General features: G+C 69.2%; 17 protein-coding genes and 1 other RNA gene. 8 read left to right on the top strand and 10 right to left on the bottom strand.

Features of this window, described 5'->3' with window-relative positions:
- Positions 1 to 66 precede the first annotated feature (66 nt).
- The 5 genes from CKO28_RS07010 to CKO28_RS06990 form a co-directional block, all read right to left on the bottom strand.
- Complete coding sequence (locus tag CKO28_RS07010; protein WP_200339913.1) at positions 67 to 1,392, bottom strand: FIMAH domain-containing protein; 1,326 nt, start codon at positions 1,390 to 1,392, stop codon at positions 67 to 69.
- A 145-nt stretch (positions 1,393 to 1,537) separates the two neighbouring features.
- Positions 1,538 to 2,836 carry an FIMAH domain-containing protein gene (locus CKO28_RS07005; protein ID WP_200339912.1) on the bottom strand — a complete coding sequence of 433 codons (1,299 nt, stop codon included), beginning with the start codon at positions 2,834 to 2,836 and terminating at the stop codon, positions 1,538 to 1,540.
- Positions 2,837 to 2,928: 92 nt separating this feature from the next.
- On the bottom strand, positions 2,929 to 3,138 hold the full coding sequence (locus tag CKO28_RS07000; RefSeq protein ID WP_200339911.1) for a hypothetical protein: 210 nt from the start codon (positions 3,136 to 3,138) through the stop codon (positions 2,929 to 2,931).
- 120 nt (positions 3,139 to 3,258) lie between these two features.
- The gene (locus tag CKO28_RS06995; RefSeq protein WP_200339910.1) at positions 3,259 to 3,903 is read right to left on the bottom strand and encodes a hypothetical protein; all 645 of its coding nucleotides are present in this window, start codon (positions 3,901 to 3,903) and stop codon (positions 3,259 to 3,261) included.
- A gap of 63 nt (positions 3,904 to 3,966) precedes the next feature.
- Complete coding sequence (locus CKO28_RS06990) at positions 3,967 to 5,487, bottom strand: SLC13 family permease (protein ID WP_200339909.1); 1,521 nt, start codon at positions 5,485 to 5,487, stop codon at positions 3,967 to 3,969.
- Positions 5,488 to 5,869: 382 nt separating this feature from the next.
- Here CKO28_RS06990 and CKO28_RS06985 point away from each other — a divergent pair, with 382 nt between their 5' ends.
- Positions 5,870 to 6,202: a hypothetical protein gene (locus CKO28_RS06985; RefSeq protein ID WP_200339908.1), complete on the top strand. Its 333-nt coding sequence runs from the start codon at positions 5,870 to 5,872 to the stop codon at positions 6,200 to 6,202.
- Positions 6,203 to 6,260: 58 nt separating this feature from the next.
- Here the strand turns inward: CKO28_RS06985 and CKO28_RS06980 are convergent, their stop codons facing one another.
- The 5 genes from CKO28_RS06980 to CKO28_RS06960 all read right to left on the bottom strand — a co-directional run bounded on the left by CKO28_RS06980 (position 6,261) and on the right by CKO28_RS06960 (position 8,727).
- Positions 6,261 to 7,076: a TIGR00282 family metallophosphoesterase gene (locus CKO28_RS06980; protein WP_200339907.1), complete on the bottom strand. Its 816-nt coding sequence runs from the start codon at positions 7,074 to 7,076 to the stop codon at positions 6,261 to 6,263.
- A 42-nt stretch (positions 7,077 to 7,118) separates the two neighbouring features.
- Positions 7,119 to 7,757, bottom strand: a complete 639-nt coding sequence (locus tag CKO28_RS06975; RefSeq protein ID WP_200339906.1) for a 5-formyltetrahydrofolate cyclo-ligase — start codon at positions 7,755 to 7,757, stop codon at positions 7,119 to 7,121.
- A gap of 146 nt (positions 7,758 to 7,903) precedes the next feature.
- Positions 7,904 to 8,065: non-coding RNA, 6S RNA (ssrS, locus tag CKO28_RS06970), on the bottom strand.
- A gap of 12 nt (positions 8,066 to 8,077) precedes the next feature.
- On the bottom strand, positions 8,078 to 8,419 hold the full coding sequence (locus CKO28_RS06965; protein WP_200339905.1) for a cell division protein ZapA: 342 nt from the start codon (positions 8,417 to 8,419) through the stop codon (positions 8,078 to 8,080).
- A gap of 77 nt (positions 8,420 to 8,496) precedes the next feature.
- Complete coding sequence (locus CKO28_RS06960) at positions 8,497 to 8,727, bottom strand: hypothetical protein (RefSeq protein WP_200339904.1); 231 nt, start codon at positions 8,725 to 8,727, stop codon at positions 8,497 to 8,499.
- Positions 8,728 to 9,260: 533 nt separating this feature from the next.
- Here CKO28_RS06960 and tkt point away from each other — a divergent pair.
- The 7 genes from tkt (at position 9,261) to CKO28_RS06925 (ending at position 16,849) form a co-directional block, all read left to right on the top strand.
- Positions 9,261 to 11,279: a transketolase gene (gene tkt, locus CKO28_RS06955; protein WP_200339903.1), complete on the top strand. Its 2,019-nt coding sequence runs from the start codon at positions 9,261 to 9,263 to the stop codon at positions 11,277 to 11,279.
- Positions 11,280 to 11,482: 203 nt separating this feature from the next.
- Positions 11,483 to 12,493: a class I fructose-bisphosphate aldolase gene (locus tag CKO28_RS06950; protein WP_200339902.1), complete on the top strand. Its 1,011-nt coding sequence runs from the start codon at positions 11,483 to 11,485 to the stop codon at positions 12,491 to 12,493.
- Positions 12,494 to 12,673: 180 nt separating this feature from the next.
- The gene (gene gap / locus CKO28_RS06945) at positions 12,674 to 13,687 is read left to right on the top strand and encodes a type I glyceraldehyde-3-phosphate dehydrogenase (protein ID WP_200339901.1); all 1,014 of its coding nucleotides are present in this window, start codon (positions 12,674 to 12,676) and stop codon (positions 13,685 to 13,687) included.
- A gap of 232 nt (positions 13,688 to 13,919) precedes the next feature.
- The gene (locus tag CKO28_RS06940) at positions 13,920 to 14,342 is read left to right on the top strand and encodes a hypothetical protein (protein WP_200339900.1); all 423 of its coding nucleotides are present in this window, start codon (positions 13,920 to 13,922) and stop codon (positions 14,340 to 14,342) included.
- Between the two features lie 36 nt (positions 14,343 to 14,378).
- Positions 14,379 to 15,008, top strand: coding sequence for a thiamine phosphate synthase (locus tag CKO28_RS06935; protein WP_200339899.1), 630 nt, complete (start codon positions 14,379 to 14,381; stop codon positions 15,006 to 15,008).
- A gap of 178 nt (positions 15,009 to 15,186) precedes the next feature.
- Entirely contained in the window at positions 15,187 to 15,756 is a 570-nt protein-coding gene (gene efp, locus CKO28_RS06930) for an elongation factor P (RefSeq protein ID WP_200339898.1), read from the top strand.
- 244 nt (positions 15,757 to 16,000) lie between these two features.
- Positions 16,001 to 16,849: an inositol monophosphatase family protein gene (locus CKO28_RS06925; protein WP_200339897.1), complete on the top strand. Its 849-nt coding sequence runs from the start codon at positions 16,001 to 16,003 to the stop codon at positions 16,847 to 16,849.
- Positions 16,850 to 16,954 lie beyond the last annotated feature (105 nt).

The raw sequence follows: 16,954 nt of genomic DNA, 5'->3' as shown, positions 1-16,954 counted from the left end.
TAGGAGCTGAGAGGGGAATGCCGAGGGCGCCCCGCGCGGCATCGGGGCGGCGCCCGGGCGGGCCGGCTAGAACCAGGCCCGCCAGCGCGGGCAGCCGAGGTCGCGCTGCAGCGCCTGGCTCTGCCGGCGCAGCGCCTGCGCCGCGGGATTGGTGATCGCGCCGCCGCGGTTGTCCTCGGCCAGCTCGTCGAACCGATCGAGCGCGGCACATGCCTCCTGCGGCTCGTTCGCGGCCTGCGCGGCGGCGGTGTCGTCGAGCAGGCCACGCAGCTGGCCGGCGAAGCTGGCGGTCACCGCGCCCTCGCCTTCCATCCGCGCGAGTTCGTCGCGCAGCCGGGCGAGCGTGATCGGCTTCACCTTGACCGGGATCTCGTGCACCGCGCTTTCGGTCACCGATCCCGGGTTGCTGCGCAGCGTGACCAGGTAGTCGCCGTCGGACAGGTCGTCGCCGATGAACAGGGTGGCGATCGCCGGCTCGCCCAGGCCGGGCGAGGACTGGACGGCGTTGTCGGGGACCCGGACATCGCCGCCCTCGGGCTCGAACTGCGTTACCTCGACGCCGCTGACCCAGCCGTCCGGATCGACGATGGAAAAGCGGGCCGCGCCCTGATTGGTCTCCCAGACCTCGATCGGGGCGGTATCGAAGCGCACCGGCTGGTCCTGGTTGGTGTCGGCGACCGGCGGCTCGGGGAACGTCACCACTGGCTCGAGCGGGGCGCCCACCGGGACCTTGAACTCCTGAACCACCCAGTGGCGGCGCAGCTCCTGCGGGCGCTGCTTGCTCGGCTGCGGCGCGCCCACGAAGTAGGCCGTGAACAGCTTCTCGGTCTGCAGGTCGAGGCTGGGGACGTAGGCCATCACCTGGCCGTCCGCGCGCGCCTCCAGCCGGTAGCTGTTGGGCACGATCTCGAGCGCGTGCTGCTGCTGCGGCCGGCGCAGCGTGCCGTCGCGGTGGTCCGCCGGGATCCGCGGGTCGGCGCCCTCGTTCGGGCTTAGCGACCATTCCAGCACGCGCGGCCGGCCGAGATGACGGACCGTCAGGCGGCTGTTGCCGGAGGGGGCGAAGTCGTTCTCGAACACCGACAGGGTGTAGGTGTCCGGGAACTCGCCCACGTGGAAGCTCGCGGTAAAGCTGCGCCCGCGAGTCAGCTCCAGCGACACCTCGGCCAGCACCCGGGCCTCGGGGTCCTCCTTCTGGCGGATCTGGAAGCAGTGCGTCTGGTAGGGGCGCTGCTGGGTCCCGTCGACGACGAACACCGGGCCCAGTTCCAGCGGCTTGACCTCGGACAAGGTCAGCGTGTCGTCACGGTTGACGAAGATCTCGACGATGACGTCGTCGACCGCGTTGAGGAACCAGACCTCGGCGGTGTTCTGGGGCTGCTGGGAAGACATGCGCTTGGTCCTTTCAGGGGGCCGCCGGACACACCGGGGGCGCTGCGCGTCCGCGTGCGTTTGCGCGGCGCGCCGGATGAGGCTGCGGGTTCGAGAAAGCCGGGATGCGGGCGTTAGCTACGCGCGACGGGATCCGACGGACGGGCTAGCCGCAGTTGAGGTCCTTCCGCAGTTCCTTCGCCTCGCGCGTTAGGTTGACGATCGCGGACTCGGTGATCTGGCCGCATTCGGCGTTGTCGATATTGGTCAGCAGCTGCTTGAGCAGCCGGCAGGCCTTCGACGTGTTGCCGGCGCTCTGGGCCTGGGCGGCGGCGTTCAACTGATCGGTCAGTTCGTCGGCATAGCTGGGATCGATCGCCGGCTGGCCGCTGTACTGGCCGACCAGCGCGTTCAGCCGGTCGATCGACACGCCTTCCACCGTGACCTGCAGCACGCAGGTCGCGCGCTGGGCGAGCGTTGCGGTGTTGACCTCGATCGTGACGTCGTACTGCCCTTCCGGCAGATCCGGATCGACCCACACCGTCGCGGTTGCCGGCGCACCCAGCGCGGCGGACGGGATGCTCCCGTTGTCCCCGATCACGAACCCGTCGGCGTTGGGATCCACGCGCATCACTTCGAAGTTCAGGATCCAGCCGTCCGGGTCGACCGCGCCGATCTGGATTGCGCCGCCGACCGTCTCCTGCAGCGTGACCGGCGGGCAATCCAGCTGGACCGGCTGGTTCTGGTCGCTCTCCCACACTGGCGGGGCGGGCTCTGAGATGCTGTCCTCGGCCTTGATGCCGGGGTCGTATTCCAGCTCCTGGACGACCATCCATTGTTCCCAGAAGCTGTTGTCGTCGGTCGGGTACGGTGCCCCCACGATGTGGACGATCAGGTTCTGCTCCAGCCCGATGTCGAGGTCTTCATCTTGCGTGACCAAACCGCCGTCGGCGAAGGCGCGGAACAGGTAGTCGTTGGTGGTCACGCCGCGGGCAATCTGCCACTGCGCGTGACCCAGCGTGCCGCTGCGCTCGTCGACCGGAACCTCGGGGTTCTCGCCGTTCGGCGTCAGCGTCCAGGTCAGCTGCTCCAGGCTGGAGGTGTTGCGCACCGTCAGCCGGCCCTCGGTGCCGCGCGACAGGTCGTTCTCGTAGACCGAGAACTGGAAGGTCGCGTCCGGGCGCCAGTGGAAGACGCCGGTGAAGCTGCGCCCAAGCTCCATGTTGGCCGACGCGCTCGCCAGGATTTCGCTGTCCGGCTCGCCCTTCAGGCGCACCACGAAGCTGTAGACCTGGAACGGGGTCTTCTGGTCGCCCTTGACCACGAAGGTCGGGCCGACCGCGAGCGAGCTCGGGTCCGAAAAGGACGGCGACGGTTCGCCGTTGACGTAGATGTCGATCTCCAGCGAGGTGCCGTTGATGAAGTAGATTTCCGCGCTGGTGCGCAGGCGTTCGGTCTCGGCCATCTCTCAGATTCCTTGGTTCGCACGACGTCCGCCATGGATCGGCACGGCCCCGGCCCGGGGGAGGGACAGGCCGGGGCCGGCCGCGGGTCGCGTTAGTCGGCCTTCTTGTTGTTGGCATTGGCCTCGTACACGACCCGTTGGACATCCATGATGTCGTTGCGGATCTGCTGGTTCTGGCTCTTCACGTCGCGGACCTGATCGCGGACCGCCTCGAGCACGTCGAACAGGCGCCCGGAATCCAGCGTCACCTGGATGCTCTGCAGGGTGCTACTGATCTGGTCGAGCTGGCTGCTTTGGGGCATTGAAGTCACTCCTTCTCGTCTGGGTTGCAGGTTCCGACGCACCTCGTCCGTCGGAGGCACTCCGCCCTCAACCCGGCCACGGCCGGCCGAGCCAGGACGGAATCACGGCGCGGCTCGGTATCAGGCCTTGGAGCCGCCGGGTTTCTTGTCGCCGTCGCGCTTGCCGGCGGAGTCCGACTTGGCGGTGCTGTCGGCGGCGGCGTGCTTGTCGCTGGTCGCGGCTTCCGCCTTGGCGATCGGGGCGTCGTCGTCGACCTCGGGATCGACCCAGCCAAGCTCGGCCTTGATCGCCTCGTTGTCGGCGGACAGGCGATTCAGTTCGCCCCGGATCGCGCCCAGCAGGCGCACCACCGCCGGATCGTCGCCGAAGCTGAAGCCCTGGTGGTCGCGCATCGCCGTCTCGCTGGAGTTGGCGGAGTTGCTGGAGGCCGCCGCGCCTTCCAGGCCGACCGCGACGACGCCGTTCTCCGAGCCGGCGGAGGCGGAGTTCACCCCGACCGCGACGACCGCGACCGGGCACGCGGCGACCGCGTAGTCCTTGCCGCAGGACACCGCGACGGCGACCGTCTCGACGGTGACTCCGGTCGATCCGGAACCGCTGGCGCTGGCGGCCGCGGGACCGTCGCCCTGCTGCGCTTCGGCGGAGACGGCGGAGGTGGCGGCGAATTCGCCCTGCGCGCCGCCGTCCAGCATGCCGGCGTCGATGTTGGCTTCGTTATCCATCTTGGTGGTCTTGTTGGCGCCACCGGCGGCTGCACTGCTCATGACGTTGTCCTTTCAGGTTGTAGAGGGATCGGATGACGCGGGTCCGGGAGCGACCGGCGCGGATCAGCCGGCAATGCCCAGGACGCGCAGCATGATGTGCACGCCGACGGCGACGAGGATTACGCCGGAGACGTCCACGAACAGCCCGGTCTTCACCATCTTCCAGAAGGGGATCTGACCGGAGCCGTAGACGATCGCGTTCGCGCTGGTGGAGATCGGCAGCATGAAGCCGTAGATCGCGGCGAAGGTGGCGGTCCAGGTAGCCTGCAGGCTGTCGCCGCCAGCCGCCTCGGCCACTGCCGGGATGATCGGCACCAGCACGGTCACGGATACGAGGTTGGTGGTGAGTTCGGAGAAGGCGGTGGCGAGCGCGGCGGCGAAGGCATACACCCCGATCGCGCTGAAGTTCTCCGCGTAGGCGGCCAGCCGCCCGCCGACTTCCTGCGCCAGGCCGGTCGACCCCATCAGCGAGCCGAGCGCGAGGGTGGCGCCGACCAGCAGGATCGGCTCCCAGTTGGTGTTGCGCGCGTCGTCCCACTTCAGGGTGAAGCCCTTCTGCCAGCCGACCGGCAGCAGGAACAGCGCGGCCGCGGCCAGGATCGCCACCACCGACGGCGGCAGGCGTTCGGTCACCAGGGTGTGCGCCGCCGAGCCGGAGCCGTAGATCAGGCCGGCGAGCGAGGGCAGCAGCCACAGCACCACCGCCATGACAAACACGACCGCGGTGTTCTTCTCCGCCCGGGTCATCCGGCCCAGCTTGGCGCGATGGGCGGCGACGGTCGCCCGGGCACCGCGGATGCTGCCAACTTCCGGCCGGTTTAGGGCGAGCACGATGGCGCACAGCGCGCCGAACAGGACGATCACGATCGGCGCGGCGACGGCGACCCAGAGGCCGATCGTGACGTCGATGTCGTTGTAGCGCCGCATGTGCGCCCAGCCGACCAGGTTGGACGCATCGCCCAACGGGGTCAGCAGCGCGCCGACGGTCGAGCCGTAGGCGGTCATCAACATCAACGCGACCGTAAAGGCGAGCGGATGGGTGTCGTCGCTGACCCCGCTCTGCGCCTCGATGTCGTCGGAAAAGGTTCGGGACAGGCTGATCGCGATCGGCAGCAGGATCGCCGCCACCGCCCCGTTGTCGAGCACGGTCGACATCAGCGCAGCGAGCGCGCCGAACGCGATCACGATCCGGTAGGTCGAGCTCGCCACCGTGGGCAACGACAGCACCATAAGCGAGATCCGCCGGCCCAGGCCGTGCCGCGTCATCGCGTGGGTCAGAATGAAACTGCCGATCAGCAGGAACAGGGTCGGCGAGGAAAAGGCGCTGAACGCCTCGCGGTCGGAGGCGACGTTCAGGATCACCGCCAGCCCCAGCGTGATCACCGGTGTCAGCGCGATCGGGAAAACCCTCAGGACCCAGAAGACCAGGGTCATCGCCACCAGACCGAGCAGGTTCTGCTGGTCGGGCGTCATATCGAGCGGCAAATGGATGACGATCAAAAGGACCGTCGGCCCAAGAACAATACCGATCAACTTATCGCCACGAATGCTGGAGTGCGCCAGCTTATCGAGGAATTTTCGCATGTAACCCATATTCGCGGCCCTACTCCGTCGAAATTCGCAGCATCCAAAGTATTACTACGATCGGGCTCGTCGCATGAACCAAATGGCTAAACTTTTGTCTCCATCGAGACAGTCGGAATTGAAGTTGGATTTTAATGAAACCCGGCCGGAGGAAATGCCGCCGCATGCCGCCCGAATGTCGACGAAACGGCATTCGGGCAAAACGCCACGGCAGACAGCCCAGGAAAGGACCGACGGCGTCTGCCGGCGAGGGGGCGGCTCGGACGCCCGGCGGTTAACCGCGCCTTAAGACCGCCGCGCTAGCGTGGGATCTGAACGACTGCTGCCCAGCCGGCCTGGTCGAGCCGCGACCGGGACGGCCATGCCCGAGCGACCGTCTCTGATGCCGGCCACCTTCCACCCGGCCACTTTCCACCCTGCCACCTTCCGCAAGGACGCGACGATGTCCCTGGCCCCGCTCGCCGCCGAAATGACCCACCTGGAACTCGCCCAGGAGCTGCCGGCCGACCCGCACGCCCGGGCGGCGACGCGGGCGCGCGCCGCGCGCAGTGTCGGCGGGTTCGTTCAGGCCAGCGCGCTCGACGCCCTCGACGGCCTGCTCGACCCGGAAGGCCCGACGGCCGCCCGCGCCGCCGCCGACCGCGCGACCGCGCACGCCGAGTTGCTCGACGCCGAGGTCGCCCGCTTCCGCGCGCTTGCGGATCAGACCGCCTGAGCCGTCACGCGTCTCAAGGTATAGATAGAGGACCCGGCCGCGTGGGCGCGGCCGCGGCCTAGACGGCCGGAATCTGCTCGGCCAGGCGACCGCCGAGACGCACCGGCTCCACCCGGATCGCCAGGCCGGTGCGGCCGTCGGTCTCCACGTACAGCCCGCACAAGGTCGCCTCGCCGGTCGCGGGGCCCAGGCGCTCAGTCGGCAGCTTCTTGGTGAAGCGCGCGATCGGCGCCTCCTTCACCATCCCAATCACCGAGTTGTAGTCACCGGTCATGCCGGCGTCGGACTGGTAGGCGGTGCCGCCGTCCAGGATCATCACGTCACTGGTCGGCACGTGGGTATGGGTGCCCACGCACATCGACACGCGGCCGTCCAGGTAATGGCCCAGCGCCTGCTTCTCGCTGGTCGCCTCGGCGTGGAAGTCGACGATCGCGGCGTGCACGGTCTGGCCCAGGCGATGCTTGGCGAGTTCGCGGTCGGCGAGCGCGAACGGGTCGTCCAGCGGGTCCATGAACAGCCGGCCCATTAGGTTCATCACCAGAACCTTGGTGCCGCGCCGCCCCTCGAACACGCCGACCCCGCGCCCCGGCGTGCCGGGCGGGAAGTTCGCCGGGCGCAGCAGGCGCGGCTCGCGCTCGATGTAGCTGAGCGCTTCCTTCTGATCCCAGGAGTGGTTGCCGCCGGTCACCACGTCGGCGCCGCAGTCGATCAACTCCTGGCAGATCTTCTCGGTGATCCCGGCGCCGTGGGCGGCGTTCTCGCCGTTGACCGCGACGAAGTCGGGCTTGAGATCGCGCTTCAGGCGCGGCAGGTGCTCGGCGATCGCGTTACGCCCCGCCCGGCCAAAAACGTCGCCCACGAACAACAGGCGCATGCGCTCGCTTCCTCCCCGCTGGTGCTGTCCCGCCGGTGCTGTCTAAGCTGCGTCCAAGGACAGGGCGACGGACCCCTGCTCGGTCAGGATCATGTCGAGGCGCTGGTCGTAGCGGTCCCGCGGTACGCGGTCGACCTCCTGACCCTGATAGGCGACGCCGACGGCCAGTGTGTCCGGCTGATCGGCGCGCAGCTGCTGCAGGGTGCGGTCGTAGAAGCCGCCGCCGTAGCCCAGCCGATAGCCCGCCCGGTCGAACGCCAACAGCGGCACCAGCACGATCCGGGGCACGATGACCGGCGCGCTTTCTGGCGGAACCCGCGTGCCGAAGCCGCCGTCCTGCAGCTCCGCCCCGGGCTGCCAGGCGCGGAAGATCAGCGGCTGCGCCTTCCCCGCCATCGCCGGCAGGCCGATCGGATGGCCGCGCTGGTGCAGCGCCTCCAGAACCGGCACGGGGTCGATTTCGTCGCCCATCGGCCAGTAGCCGGACACGGCATCGCCGTCGGCGAACGCGACCGCGGCGAAGACCGCCCGGGCAAGCGCCTCATGGGCGTGCGGATTGTCGGCCGCGGCCGCGGCGCGGCGCGCCTGGGCCGTTCGGCGCAACTGCTTCTTGGCGCGCTCGGGGTCGCCGGGCCCGGCCCCGCCGCCGGACTGCTCGGAGGGCGCCCATGCCACGGTCATCGTCGAAAACGCTCGCTAAAGCCGGAAAGCGGGTTGGGCGGATTGCCGGCGCGCACCGGTCGCCGGCGCCGGTGGCCGGCGGTCCGCGCGCGCCAAGGTGGAAGGCGCGAAGGTGGAAGGCGCGAAGGTGGAAGCCGCGATCAGGGGGGTGTGCCGCGCCGGCCGTCGGTTGTTTCCATTCCCTGCGGGCCGAATAGACCAGGTGGGTGCCGTTTTACCGATGCCCGAGGGGCACCGGCAGGGACAGCTCCCTTTTCGCAGAGTATCGCCCCCGGGACTTGGTGACCTAACGCACCGGGCAGCACACCCTGGCGCGCAACCTAGGAGGCTTCGAGGCGTGCGGCAATATCTTGAAGACGGTCGGCGGTGCTCTCGATCATCTGGGCTGCGCGTTCCTCGATCGCGCTGGCGCCGCCGGCCATGCCGGCGCCGCCGCTTTGGCCCACCCCGGAGCCGCCCTGGCGCAGTTCGTACAGTTCGTCGGTGATCAGCAGGCTGGCCATCAGCAGCAGCCGCGGATCGCCCACCTGCCCGATTTGATCGGCGACCTGCTTGACCTTGCCGTCGATGTAGGCGCCGAGCTCGCGGACGTGATCTTCCTGCCCGTCGTCGCAGGCGACCTGGAACCGGCGTCCGTTGATATCGACCGCAACCTGGCCCATGGCCGATCACCTCGCTCGTCTCTTCAAGAAAAAAGCGGCCGTACCACGCGGTCGGCCGCCTCCATGCCGGCGGCCAGCTAGCTGTCCAGCACGCCTTCCAGCCGGCGGATCGCGGTATCGAGCCGCTCGCCCGCCTCCGCACTGGCCTGGCGCAACTGCTCGTTCTCCGCCTTCAGCGCGTCCAACGCACCGTCGTCGACCGCCGAGGCGCCGTTCTGCTGGGCGGCCTTGAGCTTCCCCTCGACCGCGCGCTCAAGCCGCGTCAGCGCGGCGTTCAGCCGCTGTTGCGCTTCATCCAGGCGGGACATGCGGACCACGGTCGCCGTTTCGCAAATCGACACGCCGAAACCGACGCTCTGGTTGACGATAGGCGGCGCCCGCACGCGCGGTCAACTCCGACTCTGCGCCGGTCCGCGGCCGTCCGCACCCGGACACCAGCGCAACTAATACCCGCGCCGCGCAAAAACCTGCGACCTCAACGTTCAATCGCCAACAAGTCTTGCTGGTCCTGCGCCGCGTCCCGACGCGCGCACAGCCCCGGTCGGGATGACGGTATCGGCAGCGCGACACCAATCCCGCCATTGAAATGCACATACGACTTGCGACTGCGTGCCGCACCCCGCGTCTCAACGGGGAATTCCAGGCTGGTCGGGTGCATGATGAGACTTAAGATCACTTAAATATTTTTGCGCCGCCGTCGCCGCGGCTGTGTGTTGACCCCCATGCCCCCCATCGGCATCTTCCGACTTGGGTAGCGGAGAGGACCCCGCCCGCGTGTGGCCGGGGCGGCAGGCGGCGTACCGCGACCCCTTTGGAACACAGAAAAATCAGGCTTAATTTCATGGATACTGCGCAGACGACCGCCTCCACGCTTGGCTCGGCAGACCAGGTCACGCACAACGACATGGCCAACGCGATCCGCGCGCTGGCGATGGACGCCGTGCAAAAGGCGCAATCCGGCCACCCCGGCATGCCGATGGGCATGGCCGACGTGGCGACGGTGCTGTTCAACCGTTTCCTGAAGTTCGATCCCAAGCGCCCGGACTGGCCCGACCGCGATCGCTTCGTGCTGTCCGCCGGTCATGGCTCGATGCTGCTGTACAGCCTGTTGTACCTGACCGGCTACGAGGACATGACGCTGGAAGAGCTGAAGAACTTCCGCCAACTCGGCAGCAAGACCGCCGGCCACCCCGAGTACGGCGAGGCCGGCGGGATCGAGACCACCACCGGCCCGCTCGGCCAGGGTTTCGGCAACGCGGTCGGCATGGCGCTCGCCGAGCGCATCCTGAACGCCCGGTTCGGCGACCATCTGGTCGACCACTGGACCTACGTGATCGCCAGCGACGGCGACCTGATGGAGGGCATCAGCCACGAGGCGGCCTCGATCGCGGGCCACCTGGGTCTCGGCCGCCTGGTCGTGCTGTTCGACGACAACGGCATCTCGATCGACGGCTCGACCGACCTCGCCGACAGCGTCGACCAGGTGAAACGCTTCGAGGCCTATGGCTGGCACGCCCTGCGGGTCGACGGCCACGATCCAGCGGCGGTCGCCGAGGCGATAGAAGCGGCCCGCGCGAGCGACAAGCCATCGCTGATCGCGTGCAAGACCACGATCGGCTACGGCGCGCCCAAGCTGGCCGGGAGCGAGAAGAGCCACGGCGCGCCGCTGGGCGAAGACGAGATCGCGGGCGCGCGCGAGAAGCTCGGCTGGCCGCACGGGCCGTTCGAGATCCCGGAGCCGATCCTGCACGCCTGGCGCCAAGTCGGCGCGGCCGGCGGCGAGCTGTCGGCCGCCTGGGACGGACGGCTGCGGGGCGCCGGCGACGACATCCGCACGGAATTCCTGCGCCGCCAGGAAGGCCGCCTGCCCGAGGGCCTCGGCGATGCGATCAGCGCGGTCAAGCGCACGCTGCTGGAGGAAAAGCCCAAGGTCGCCACGCGCAAGGCCTCCCAAACCGTGCTGGAGGCGCTGGTCGAGCGGATCCCCGAGATGATCGGCGGCTCCGCCGACCTCAGCGGGTCCAACAACACCAAGACCAGCGGCCACCAAGTGGTGACGCGCGGCGATTACGCCGGCAACTACGTCCACTGGGGCGTGCGCGAGCACGGCATGGCCGCGGCGATGAACGGGCTGGCGCTGCACGGCGGCGTGATCCCCTACAGCGGCACCTTCCTGATCTTCTCCGACTACGCCCGGCCGTCGATCCGCTTGGCGGCGATGAACAAGCTGCGCACCATCCATGTGATGACGCACGATTCGATCGGCCTGGGCGAGGACGGCCCGACCCACCAGCCGATCGAGCATCTGGCGAGCCTGCGCGCGATGCCGCGACTGCGGGTGCTGCGCCCGGCGGACGCGGTCGAGACGGCGGAGTGCTGGCAGGTCGCCCTGGAGAGTGCCGACGCACCGAGCGTCCTCGCGCTCAGCCGGCAGGGCCTGCCCGCCCTGCGCGCCGAGGGCGCGGAGGAGAACTACTGCCGCTACGGCGCCTACATCCTGGTGCCCGCGCAGGACCACCGGCAGGTCACCCTGCTCGCGTCCGGCTCGGAGGTGCACGTCGCGGTGGAAGCGCGCGCGATGCTGGCGGAGGAAGGCATCTCCGCCGCCGTGGTCTCGATGCCGAGCTGGGACATCTTTCTGGACCAGCCGGCGCACTACCGCGACGAGGTGCTCGGTACGAGCGCCCTGCGCGTGGCGATCGAGGCCGCGAGCGGGTTCGGCTGGGAGCGCTGGACCACGCTCGACGGCGCGTTCGTCGGCATGAAGGGCTTCGGCGCGTCCGCCCCGACGGGCGACCTTTACAAGCACTTCGGCATCACGCCGGAAGCCGTGGTGTCCACGGTCAAGGACTGGCTATAACACCCGTGCACGACACAGCGCCCGGCCCGGCCGGACCGACATCTTTTATCGGCCGGCCGGCGCCACGACATCTGGCGTGAACGCCCGCGGCGCGCCGGATCGCCCGCGGCACGCCGCGGGCGGCGAACCGCCCCCGACCGAGAGCCCCCGACGTTCGGGGCGATGGCAGGATCGGCACGGCAAACGGAGCACGGAGGGGAGACATGGACGCGAATCAGCTGACCACCATCGCCAAGCAGATGGTCGCCGACGGCAAGGGCCTGCTGGCGGCCGACGAGAGCACGCGCACGATCACCAAACGCTTCGGCAACTACGACATCGAGTCGACCGAGCGCACGCGCCGGGACTACCGGGAGATCCTGTTCTCAACGCCCGACGCGGGCAAGCACATCTCCGGCGTGATCCTGTACGACGAGACGATCCGTCAGGACGCGTCCGACGGCCAGCCGCTGGTCAAGAAGATCCAGGACGGCGGCATGATCCCGGGCATCAAGGTCGACACCGGCGCCAAGCCGCTTGCCCCGACCGGCGCGGAGAAGGTGACCGAGGGCCTGGACGGCCTGCGCGAGCGGTTCCAGGAATACTACAAGCTGGGCGCGCGCTTCGCGAAGTGGCGCGCGGTGATCGACGTCGGCGCGGGCCGGCCGAGCACGCAGTGCCTGAAGGCGAACGCCCACGCGCTCGCGCGCTACGCGGCGCTGGCGCAGGAGAACGACATCGTCCCGATCGTCGAGCCCGAGGTCCTGATGGACGGGACCCACGACATCGACGCGCACTATCGCGCCACCGAGATGGCGCTGCGCGAGGTGTTCGCCCAGCTGGCCGAGCAGCATGTCCTGCTGGAAGGCATGGTGCTGAAGCCGAACATGGTGCTCAGCGGCAAGGAAGCGTCGACCCAGGCCGGCCCGCAGGAGGTCGCGCGGAAGACCCTGGACTGCTTCATGCGCACCGTGCCGGCCGCGGTGCCCGGCGTCGCCTTCCTGTCCGGCGGCCAGACCGACCAGCAGGCGACCGAGAACCTGGACGCCATCAACAAGCTGGGCGCCAAGATCGGCGCGCCGTGGGCGCTCAGCTTCTCCTACGGCCGTGCCTTGCAGGACGCCGCGCTGCGCGCCTGGAGCGGCGACAACGACAACGCCGAGACCGCGCGCAGGGCGTTCTTCGACCGGGCCGTCGCCACCTCCAAGGCGGCGCAGGGCAAGTACGCCGCCTAGGCCAGGGTCGGCGCGGACGGCCGGCCGCGGCCGGTTGCCAACCGGCCGGAACCGTCTAGATACGGCGCCGTCGGTCGATCGCGCGGCCGGCGGCGCCGCTTTTGGGCGGGCGCCCGGCCGCGGGACCAGCCCCATGGAACACCTACAAGCTCCTCACCAATCGATAGGGACGGTAAACCAATGGCAGTACGCGTCGCCATCAACGGCTTCGGGCGGATCGGGCGCATGGTGCTCCGCGCCGCCTACGAGTCCGGGCGCAAGGACATCGAGATCGTCGCTCTGAACGATCTGGCCGATCTGGAGACCAACGCCTTCCTGCTGCGCCACGACACCACCCACGGCGCCTTCCCGGCCGAGGTCAAGGTCGAGGGCGGCAAGCTGAAGATCGGCGACTGGCCGGCGATCGACGTGATCCAGGAGAAGGACCCGACCAAGCTGCCCTGGGGCGATCTGAACGTCGACGTCGCGCTGGAGTGCTCGGGCGTGTTCACCGACCGCGACAAGGCGGCGCATCACCTGACCGCCGGCGCCAAGAAGGTGCTGGTGTCGGCGCCGTCGAATGGCGCGGACATGACCGTGGTGGTCGGCGTCAACGAGGACCAGATCGATCCCAGCTACGAGGTGATCTCCTGCGCGTCCTGCACCACCAACTGCCTGGCCCCGGTCGCCAAGGTAATGCAGGACACGCTCGGGATCGAGCGCGGCTACATGACCACCGTGCACTCCTTCACCGGCGACCAGCGCATCGTGGACACCATGCACAAGGACCCGCGCCGCTCGCGCGCGGCCGCCAACAACATGATCCCGACGTCGACCGGAGCCGCCCGCGCGGTCGGCCTGGTGATGCCGGAGCTGGCCGGCAAGCTCGACGGCGCCGCGGTGCGGGTGCCGACGATCAACGTCTCGCTGGTCGACTTCAAGTTCGACGCGAGCAAGGCAACCGATGCCGACACCGTCAAGCAGGCCCTGATCGACGCCTCCAAGTCCAACCGGATGAAGGGCATCCTGGGCATCTCGCACGAGCCGCTGGTGTCGACCGACTTCAACCACGACAGCCACTCCAGCGTGGTCGACATCGCCGAGACGCACGTGATCGACAAGACCTTCGTGCGGGTGATGAGCTGGTACGACAACGAATGGGGCTTCTCCAACCGGATGGCCGACGCCGCCGTGAAGATCGGCCAGGTCGCGTAACCTGCGACCGGCCGCCCCCTGGACGAGCGCTTGCAAGCGGCGGGGTGCCAATACGGCATCCCGCCGTGATCTTGTCGCCGCGCCCCCTCTCGACGTCTCCTGTCCGCCACTGAGTTGGTCCCTCTCCTCCACTGGGAGGAGAGGGTCAGGGAGAGGAGGTTGCCCGCAACGCCGATGCCCGTGATCCCTCCTCCCAGTGGAGAAGCGGAATCAGTTTAGAGCGCCCTCACCCATGCCCAGCCCCGCCATCACCGTGCACAGCCTGGATCACGCGCGGGCGGCGCTGGACGCGGCGCGGCGGGCGGGGGTGAGCGTCACGCTGCTCTCCGCCCCCGGGGCGGCGGCCTACGTCGGGCCGGGCTGGTTCGTTCAATTGCTGAACCAGCTGAGCGCCGATGAGCGCGCCGCGCTCGCCGGGACCTATCTCGACTGCGGGCCGCGGCCGGGCGACGCGCTGGCGGCCTACCGGGCGGGCGTGTCGGGGGTGATCTTCACCGGCCGGAGCGACGTCGCCGAAAAGCTGCGCGCGCTGGCCCAAGCGCACGGCACCGCGTTCCGGACCGACCGGCCGGACGCCCTCGACCTTCTGGACCTGCCGGCGCCCGACCGCGCGCTGGCGAACTATCTGCGCACGATACCCGGCCACGGGCGTTGATCCCGGGCGCCGGCTTGGCTATCACCCGCCGCAGTCATGGCCGACCAACCGCAAGACCCGCTCGCCCGCCTGTATCTGACCGTGCCTGCCGGGATCGGCGCGGACGCGCTCGCCGCCGCGCTCGACGGCGGCGACGTCGCGGCCGTGCTGCTGCCGGCCGATGCTGGGCCCGAACTGATCGCCGCGACGCAGGAGCGCGACGTCGCGGCCCTCCTGGCCGACGACGCGGCCGCGGCCAAGCGCCTGGGCGCGGACGGCGTGCATCTGAACCCCGGCGGCAAGGTCAAGGCCGCGCGCAAGGCGGTGGGCGACGACCGGATCGTCGGCATGCACTGCGCCCAGTCCCGGCACGCGGCGATGATGGCAGGCGAAGCCGGGGCCGACTACGTCGCCTTCACCGCTCCGGAGCCCGACCGGGGCCCGCCCGAAACCGCCCACGACGCCGAGCACAGCAGCAACTTCACCTGGTGGCAGGCGGTCATGGAGATCCCGTGCGTCGCCATGGCAGCGGCCGGCGCCGCGCCGGTCTCGCTCGACGACGTGACCCCGCTGGTCGCCGCCGGGGCGGATTTCGTCGCGCTGGAGACGGCTGTCTGGGACCACGCCGAAGGTCCCGCCGCGGGCGTCGCGGCGGCCAACGCGCGGATCGCCGGCGCCGAACGCTGAGCGGCGGCTGCCCTCTGCCCCCGGTCGGCGTTTACTTGCCCCGGGTGCCTTGCTAGGTTCCGGCCCGCTCGCCCGGCCCGACGGGGCGCGCCGCCGCGGGTCAGCGGGCGACGACGCGCGTCGGCCGATCGGGCGACTTCGCGCCAACAGTCCAACAAGCGATCGAGACGAACGACCGATGCCCAAGATCGAAGGCAACGAAATCCGCGTCGGCCACGTGATCGAGCACAAGGGCCGCGTCTGGCGCGTGCTCAAGACCGAGCACGTCAAGCCGGGCAAGGGCGGCGCCTACATGCAGCTCGAACTGCGCGATCTGTTCGACGGCAACAAGACCAACGACCGCGTCCGCTCGGCCGAGACGCTGGAGCGGGTGCGCCTGGAGCAGCGGCCATATCAGTTCCTGTTCGCCGACGGCGACGAATACACCTTCATGGATCAGGACACCTTCGAGCAGCTGACCGTCACGCGCGATGTGATCGGCGATCCGGCGGCTTTTCTGACCGAGGGCATGCAGGTCGAGATCGAATTCTACGGCGAGACGCCATTGGAAGTGCGGCTGCCGGAATCGGTCACCCTGACGGTCACCTACGCCGAGCCGGTGGTAAAGGGTCAGACCGCCAGCGCCTCCTACAAGTCGGCCGACCTGGAGAACGGCGTGCGCGTCTCGGTGCCGCCGCACATCGAGGAAGGCCAGAAGGTGGTCGTGAAGACCGCCGACGGCACGTACGTCGAGAAGGTCAAGGACTAGAGCAAAATCGATTGAGGTCGAGCCGACCTTCATCGTGAACTTTGCTCTAACTGCTTGAAGAGAGAGCAAGATTCAGCTGAAAAGTGGCTTCACCTTTCAGCATCCTGCTCGAGCGCGCCGCCGCCGCGCACGCGCCTCGCCAGCGCTCACCCGCCCGCCGCCCGACCCCACGACCTCGTCCCGAGCGCGCACGCCAGCCAATCGGCTGGGCGCGCCCGGTCCCGACCAGCCCGCCGGAAACCGCATGGCCACCCGTTCGCCTGTCCTAAACATGATGATCCGCGCCGCCGACAAGGCGGCGAAGTCGCTGAAGCGCGACTTCGGCGAGGTCGAGAACCTGCAGGTTTCCAAGAAGGGACCGGCCGATTTCGTCTCCGCCGCCGACCGGCGGGCGGAGAAGACGCTGCGCCAGGAGCTGTCCAAGGCCCGGCCGGAGTTCGGCCTGCTGATGGAAGAGTCGGCCGAGCAGGAGAGCCGCGACGACCAGCATCGCCGGTTCATCGTCGATCCGCTGGACGGCACCACGAACTTCCTGCACGGCCTGCCCCACTTCGCCATCTCGATCGCGCTGGAGCAGCGCGGCGAGATCGTGGCGGGCGTGGTCTACGACCCGATCAAGGAAGAGATGTTCTGGGCCGAGAAGGGGGTGGGCGCCTACCTGAACGACCGGCGGATCCGCGTGTCCTCGCGCGACCGGCTGGATCGTGCGCTGATCGCCACCGGCGCGCCGTTCAAGGGCAAGGGCAACCGTCCGCAGTTCCAGGCGGAGCTCGACGCGGTGATGGCGAACACCGCGGGCATCCGCCGGTTCGGCTCGGCCGCGCTCGACCTCGCCTACGTCGCCGCCGGGCGCTACGAGGGCTTCTGGGAGCGCGAACTGTCGCCCTGGGACATCGCGGCGGGCATGATCCTGGTGCGCGAGGCCGGCGGCTTTGTCGGCGAGATCGAGGGCAAGGCGGTCCGGATCGACAGCCCGTCGATTATCGCCGCCAACGCCGAGCTCGAGGTGACCTTCCAGCGCCTGCTGCAAAAGGCGGCGAAGAACGCCCAGACCGGGCCGAACGCCAGCCCCGGCAATGCGGCGGGCGCCTAGCGCGCGGCGCGGGCCGCGGCCGTTCGGGCCGCCGCCGGACCCCGACAATCTTGTCCGAACGTCCTGGCAACCCTGGAGGGCGTAAAGCGGTTGTCCCGTGTGGCC

Origin of the sequence: Rhodovibrio sodomensis (assembly GCF_016583645.1) — a bacterium.
GTDB lineage: Bacteria > Pseudomonadota > Alphaproteobacteria > Kiloniellales > Rhodovibrionaceae > Rhodovibrio > Rhodovibrio sodomensis.
Note: the sequence above shows the minus strand (reverse complement) of the source record. Positions and strands in the feature narration are given on the sequence as shown.

What these genes read in the sequence shown, in the direction of transcription:
- CKO28_RS07005 (WP_200339912.1), bottom strand. Translation starts at nt 2,836, where the DNA reads ATGGCCGAGACCGAACGCCTGCGCACCAGCGCGGAAATCTACTTCATC.
- CKO28_RS06940 (WP_200339900.1), top strand. Translation starts at nt 13,920, where the DNA reads ATGCCCAGCCCCGCCATCACCGTGCACAGCCTGGATCACGCGCGGGCG.
- CKO28_RS06985 (WP_200339908.1), top strand. Translation starts at nt 5,870, where the DNA reads ATGCCGGCCACCTTCCACCCGGCCACTTTCCACCCTGCCACCTTCCGC.
- CKO28_RS06975 (WP_200339906.1), bottom strand. Translation starts at nt 7,757, where the DNA reads ATGACCGTGGCATGGGCGCCCTCCGAGCAGTCCGGCGGCGGGGCCGGG.
- CKO28_RS07000 (WP_200339911.1), bottom strand. Translation starts at nt 3,138, where the DNA reads ATGCCCCAAAGCAGCCAGCTCGACCAGATCAGTAGCACCCTGCAGAGC.
- CKO28_RS06990 (WP_200339909.1), bottom strand. Translation starts at nt 5,487, where the DNA reads ATGCGAAAATTCCTCGATAAGCTGGCGCACTCCAGCATTCGTGGCGAT.
- CKO28_RS06980 (WP_200339907.1), bottom strand. Translation starts at nt 7,076, where the DNA reads ATGCGCCTGTTGTTCGTGGGCGACGTTTTTGGCCGGGCGGGGCGTAAC.
- CKO28_RS06960 (WP_200339904.1), bottom strand. Translation starts at nt 8,727, where the DNA reads ATGTCCCGCCTGGATGAAGCGCAACAGCGGCTGAACGCCGCGCTGACG.
- CKO28_RS06965 (WP_200339905.1), bottom strand. Translation starts at nt 8,419, where the DNA reads ATGGGCCAGGTTGCGGTCGATATCAACGGACGCCGGTTCCAGGTCGCC.
- efp (WP_200339898.1), top strand. Translation starts at nt 15,187, where the DNA reads ATGCCCAAGATCGAAGGCAACGAAATCCGCGTCGGCCACGTGATCGAG.
- gap (WP_200339901.1), top strand. Translation starts at nt 12,674, where the DNA reads ATGGCAGTACGCGTCGCCATCAACGGCTTCGGGCGGATCGGGCGCATG.
- CKO28_RS06925 (WP_200339897.1), top strand. Translation starts at nt 16,001, where the DNA reads ATGGCCACCCGTTCGCCTGTCCTAAACATGATGATCCGCGCCGCCGAC.
- CKO28_RS06995 (WP_200339910.1), bottom strand. Translation starts at nt 3,903, where the DNA reads ATGAGCAGTGCAGCCGCCGGTGGCGCCAACAAGACCACCAAGATGGAT.
- CKO28_RS07010 (WP_200339913.1), bottom strand. Translation starts at nt 1,392, where the DNA reads ATGTCTTCCCAGCAGCCCCAGAACACCGCCGAGGTCTGGTTCCTCAAC.
- CKO28_RS06935 (WP_200339899.1), top strand. Translation starts at nt 14,379, where the DNA reads ATGGCCGACCAACCGCAAGACCCGCTCGCCCGCCTGTATCTGACCGTG.
- tkt (WP_200339903.1), top strand. Translation starts at nt 9,261, where the DNA reads ATGGATACTGCGCAGACGACCGCCTCCACGCTTGGCTCGGCAGACCAG.
- CKO28_RS06950 (WP_200339902.1), top strand. Translation starts at nt 11,483, where the DNA reads ATGGACGCGAATCAGCTGACCACCATCGCCAAGCAGATGGTCGCCGAC.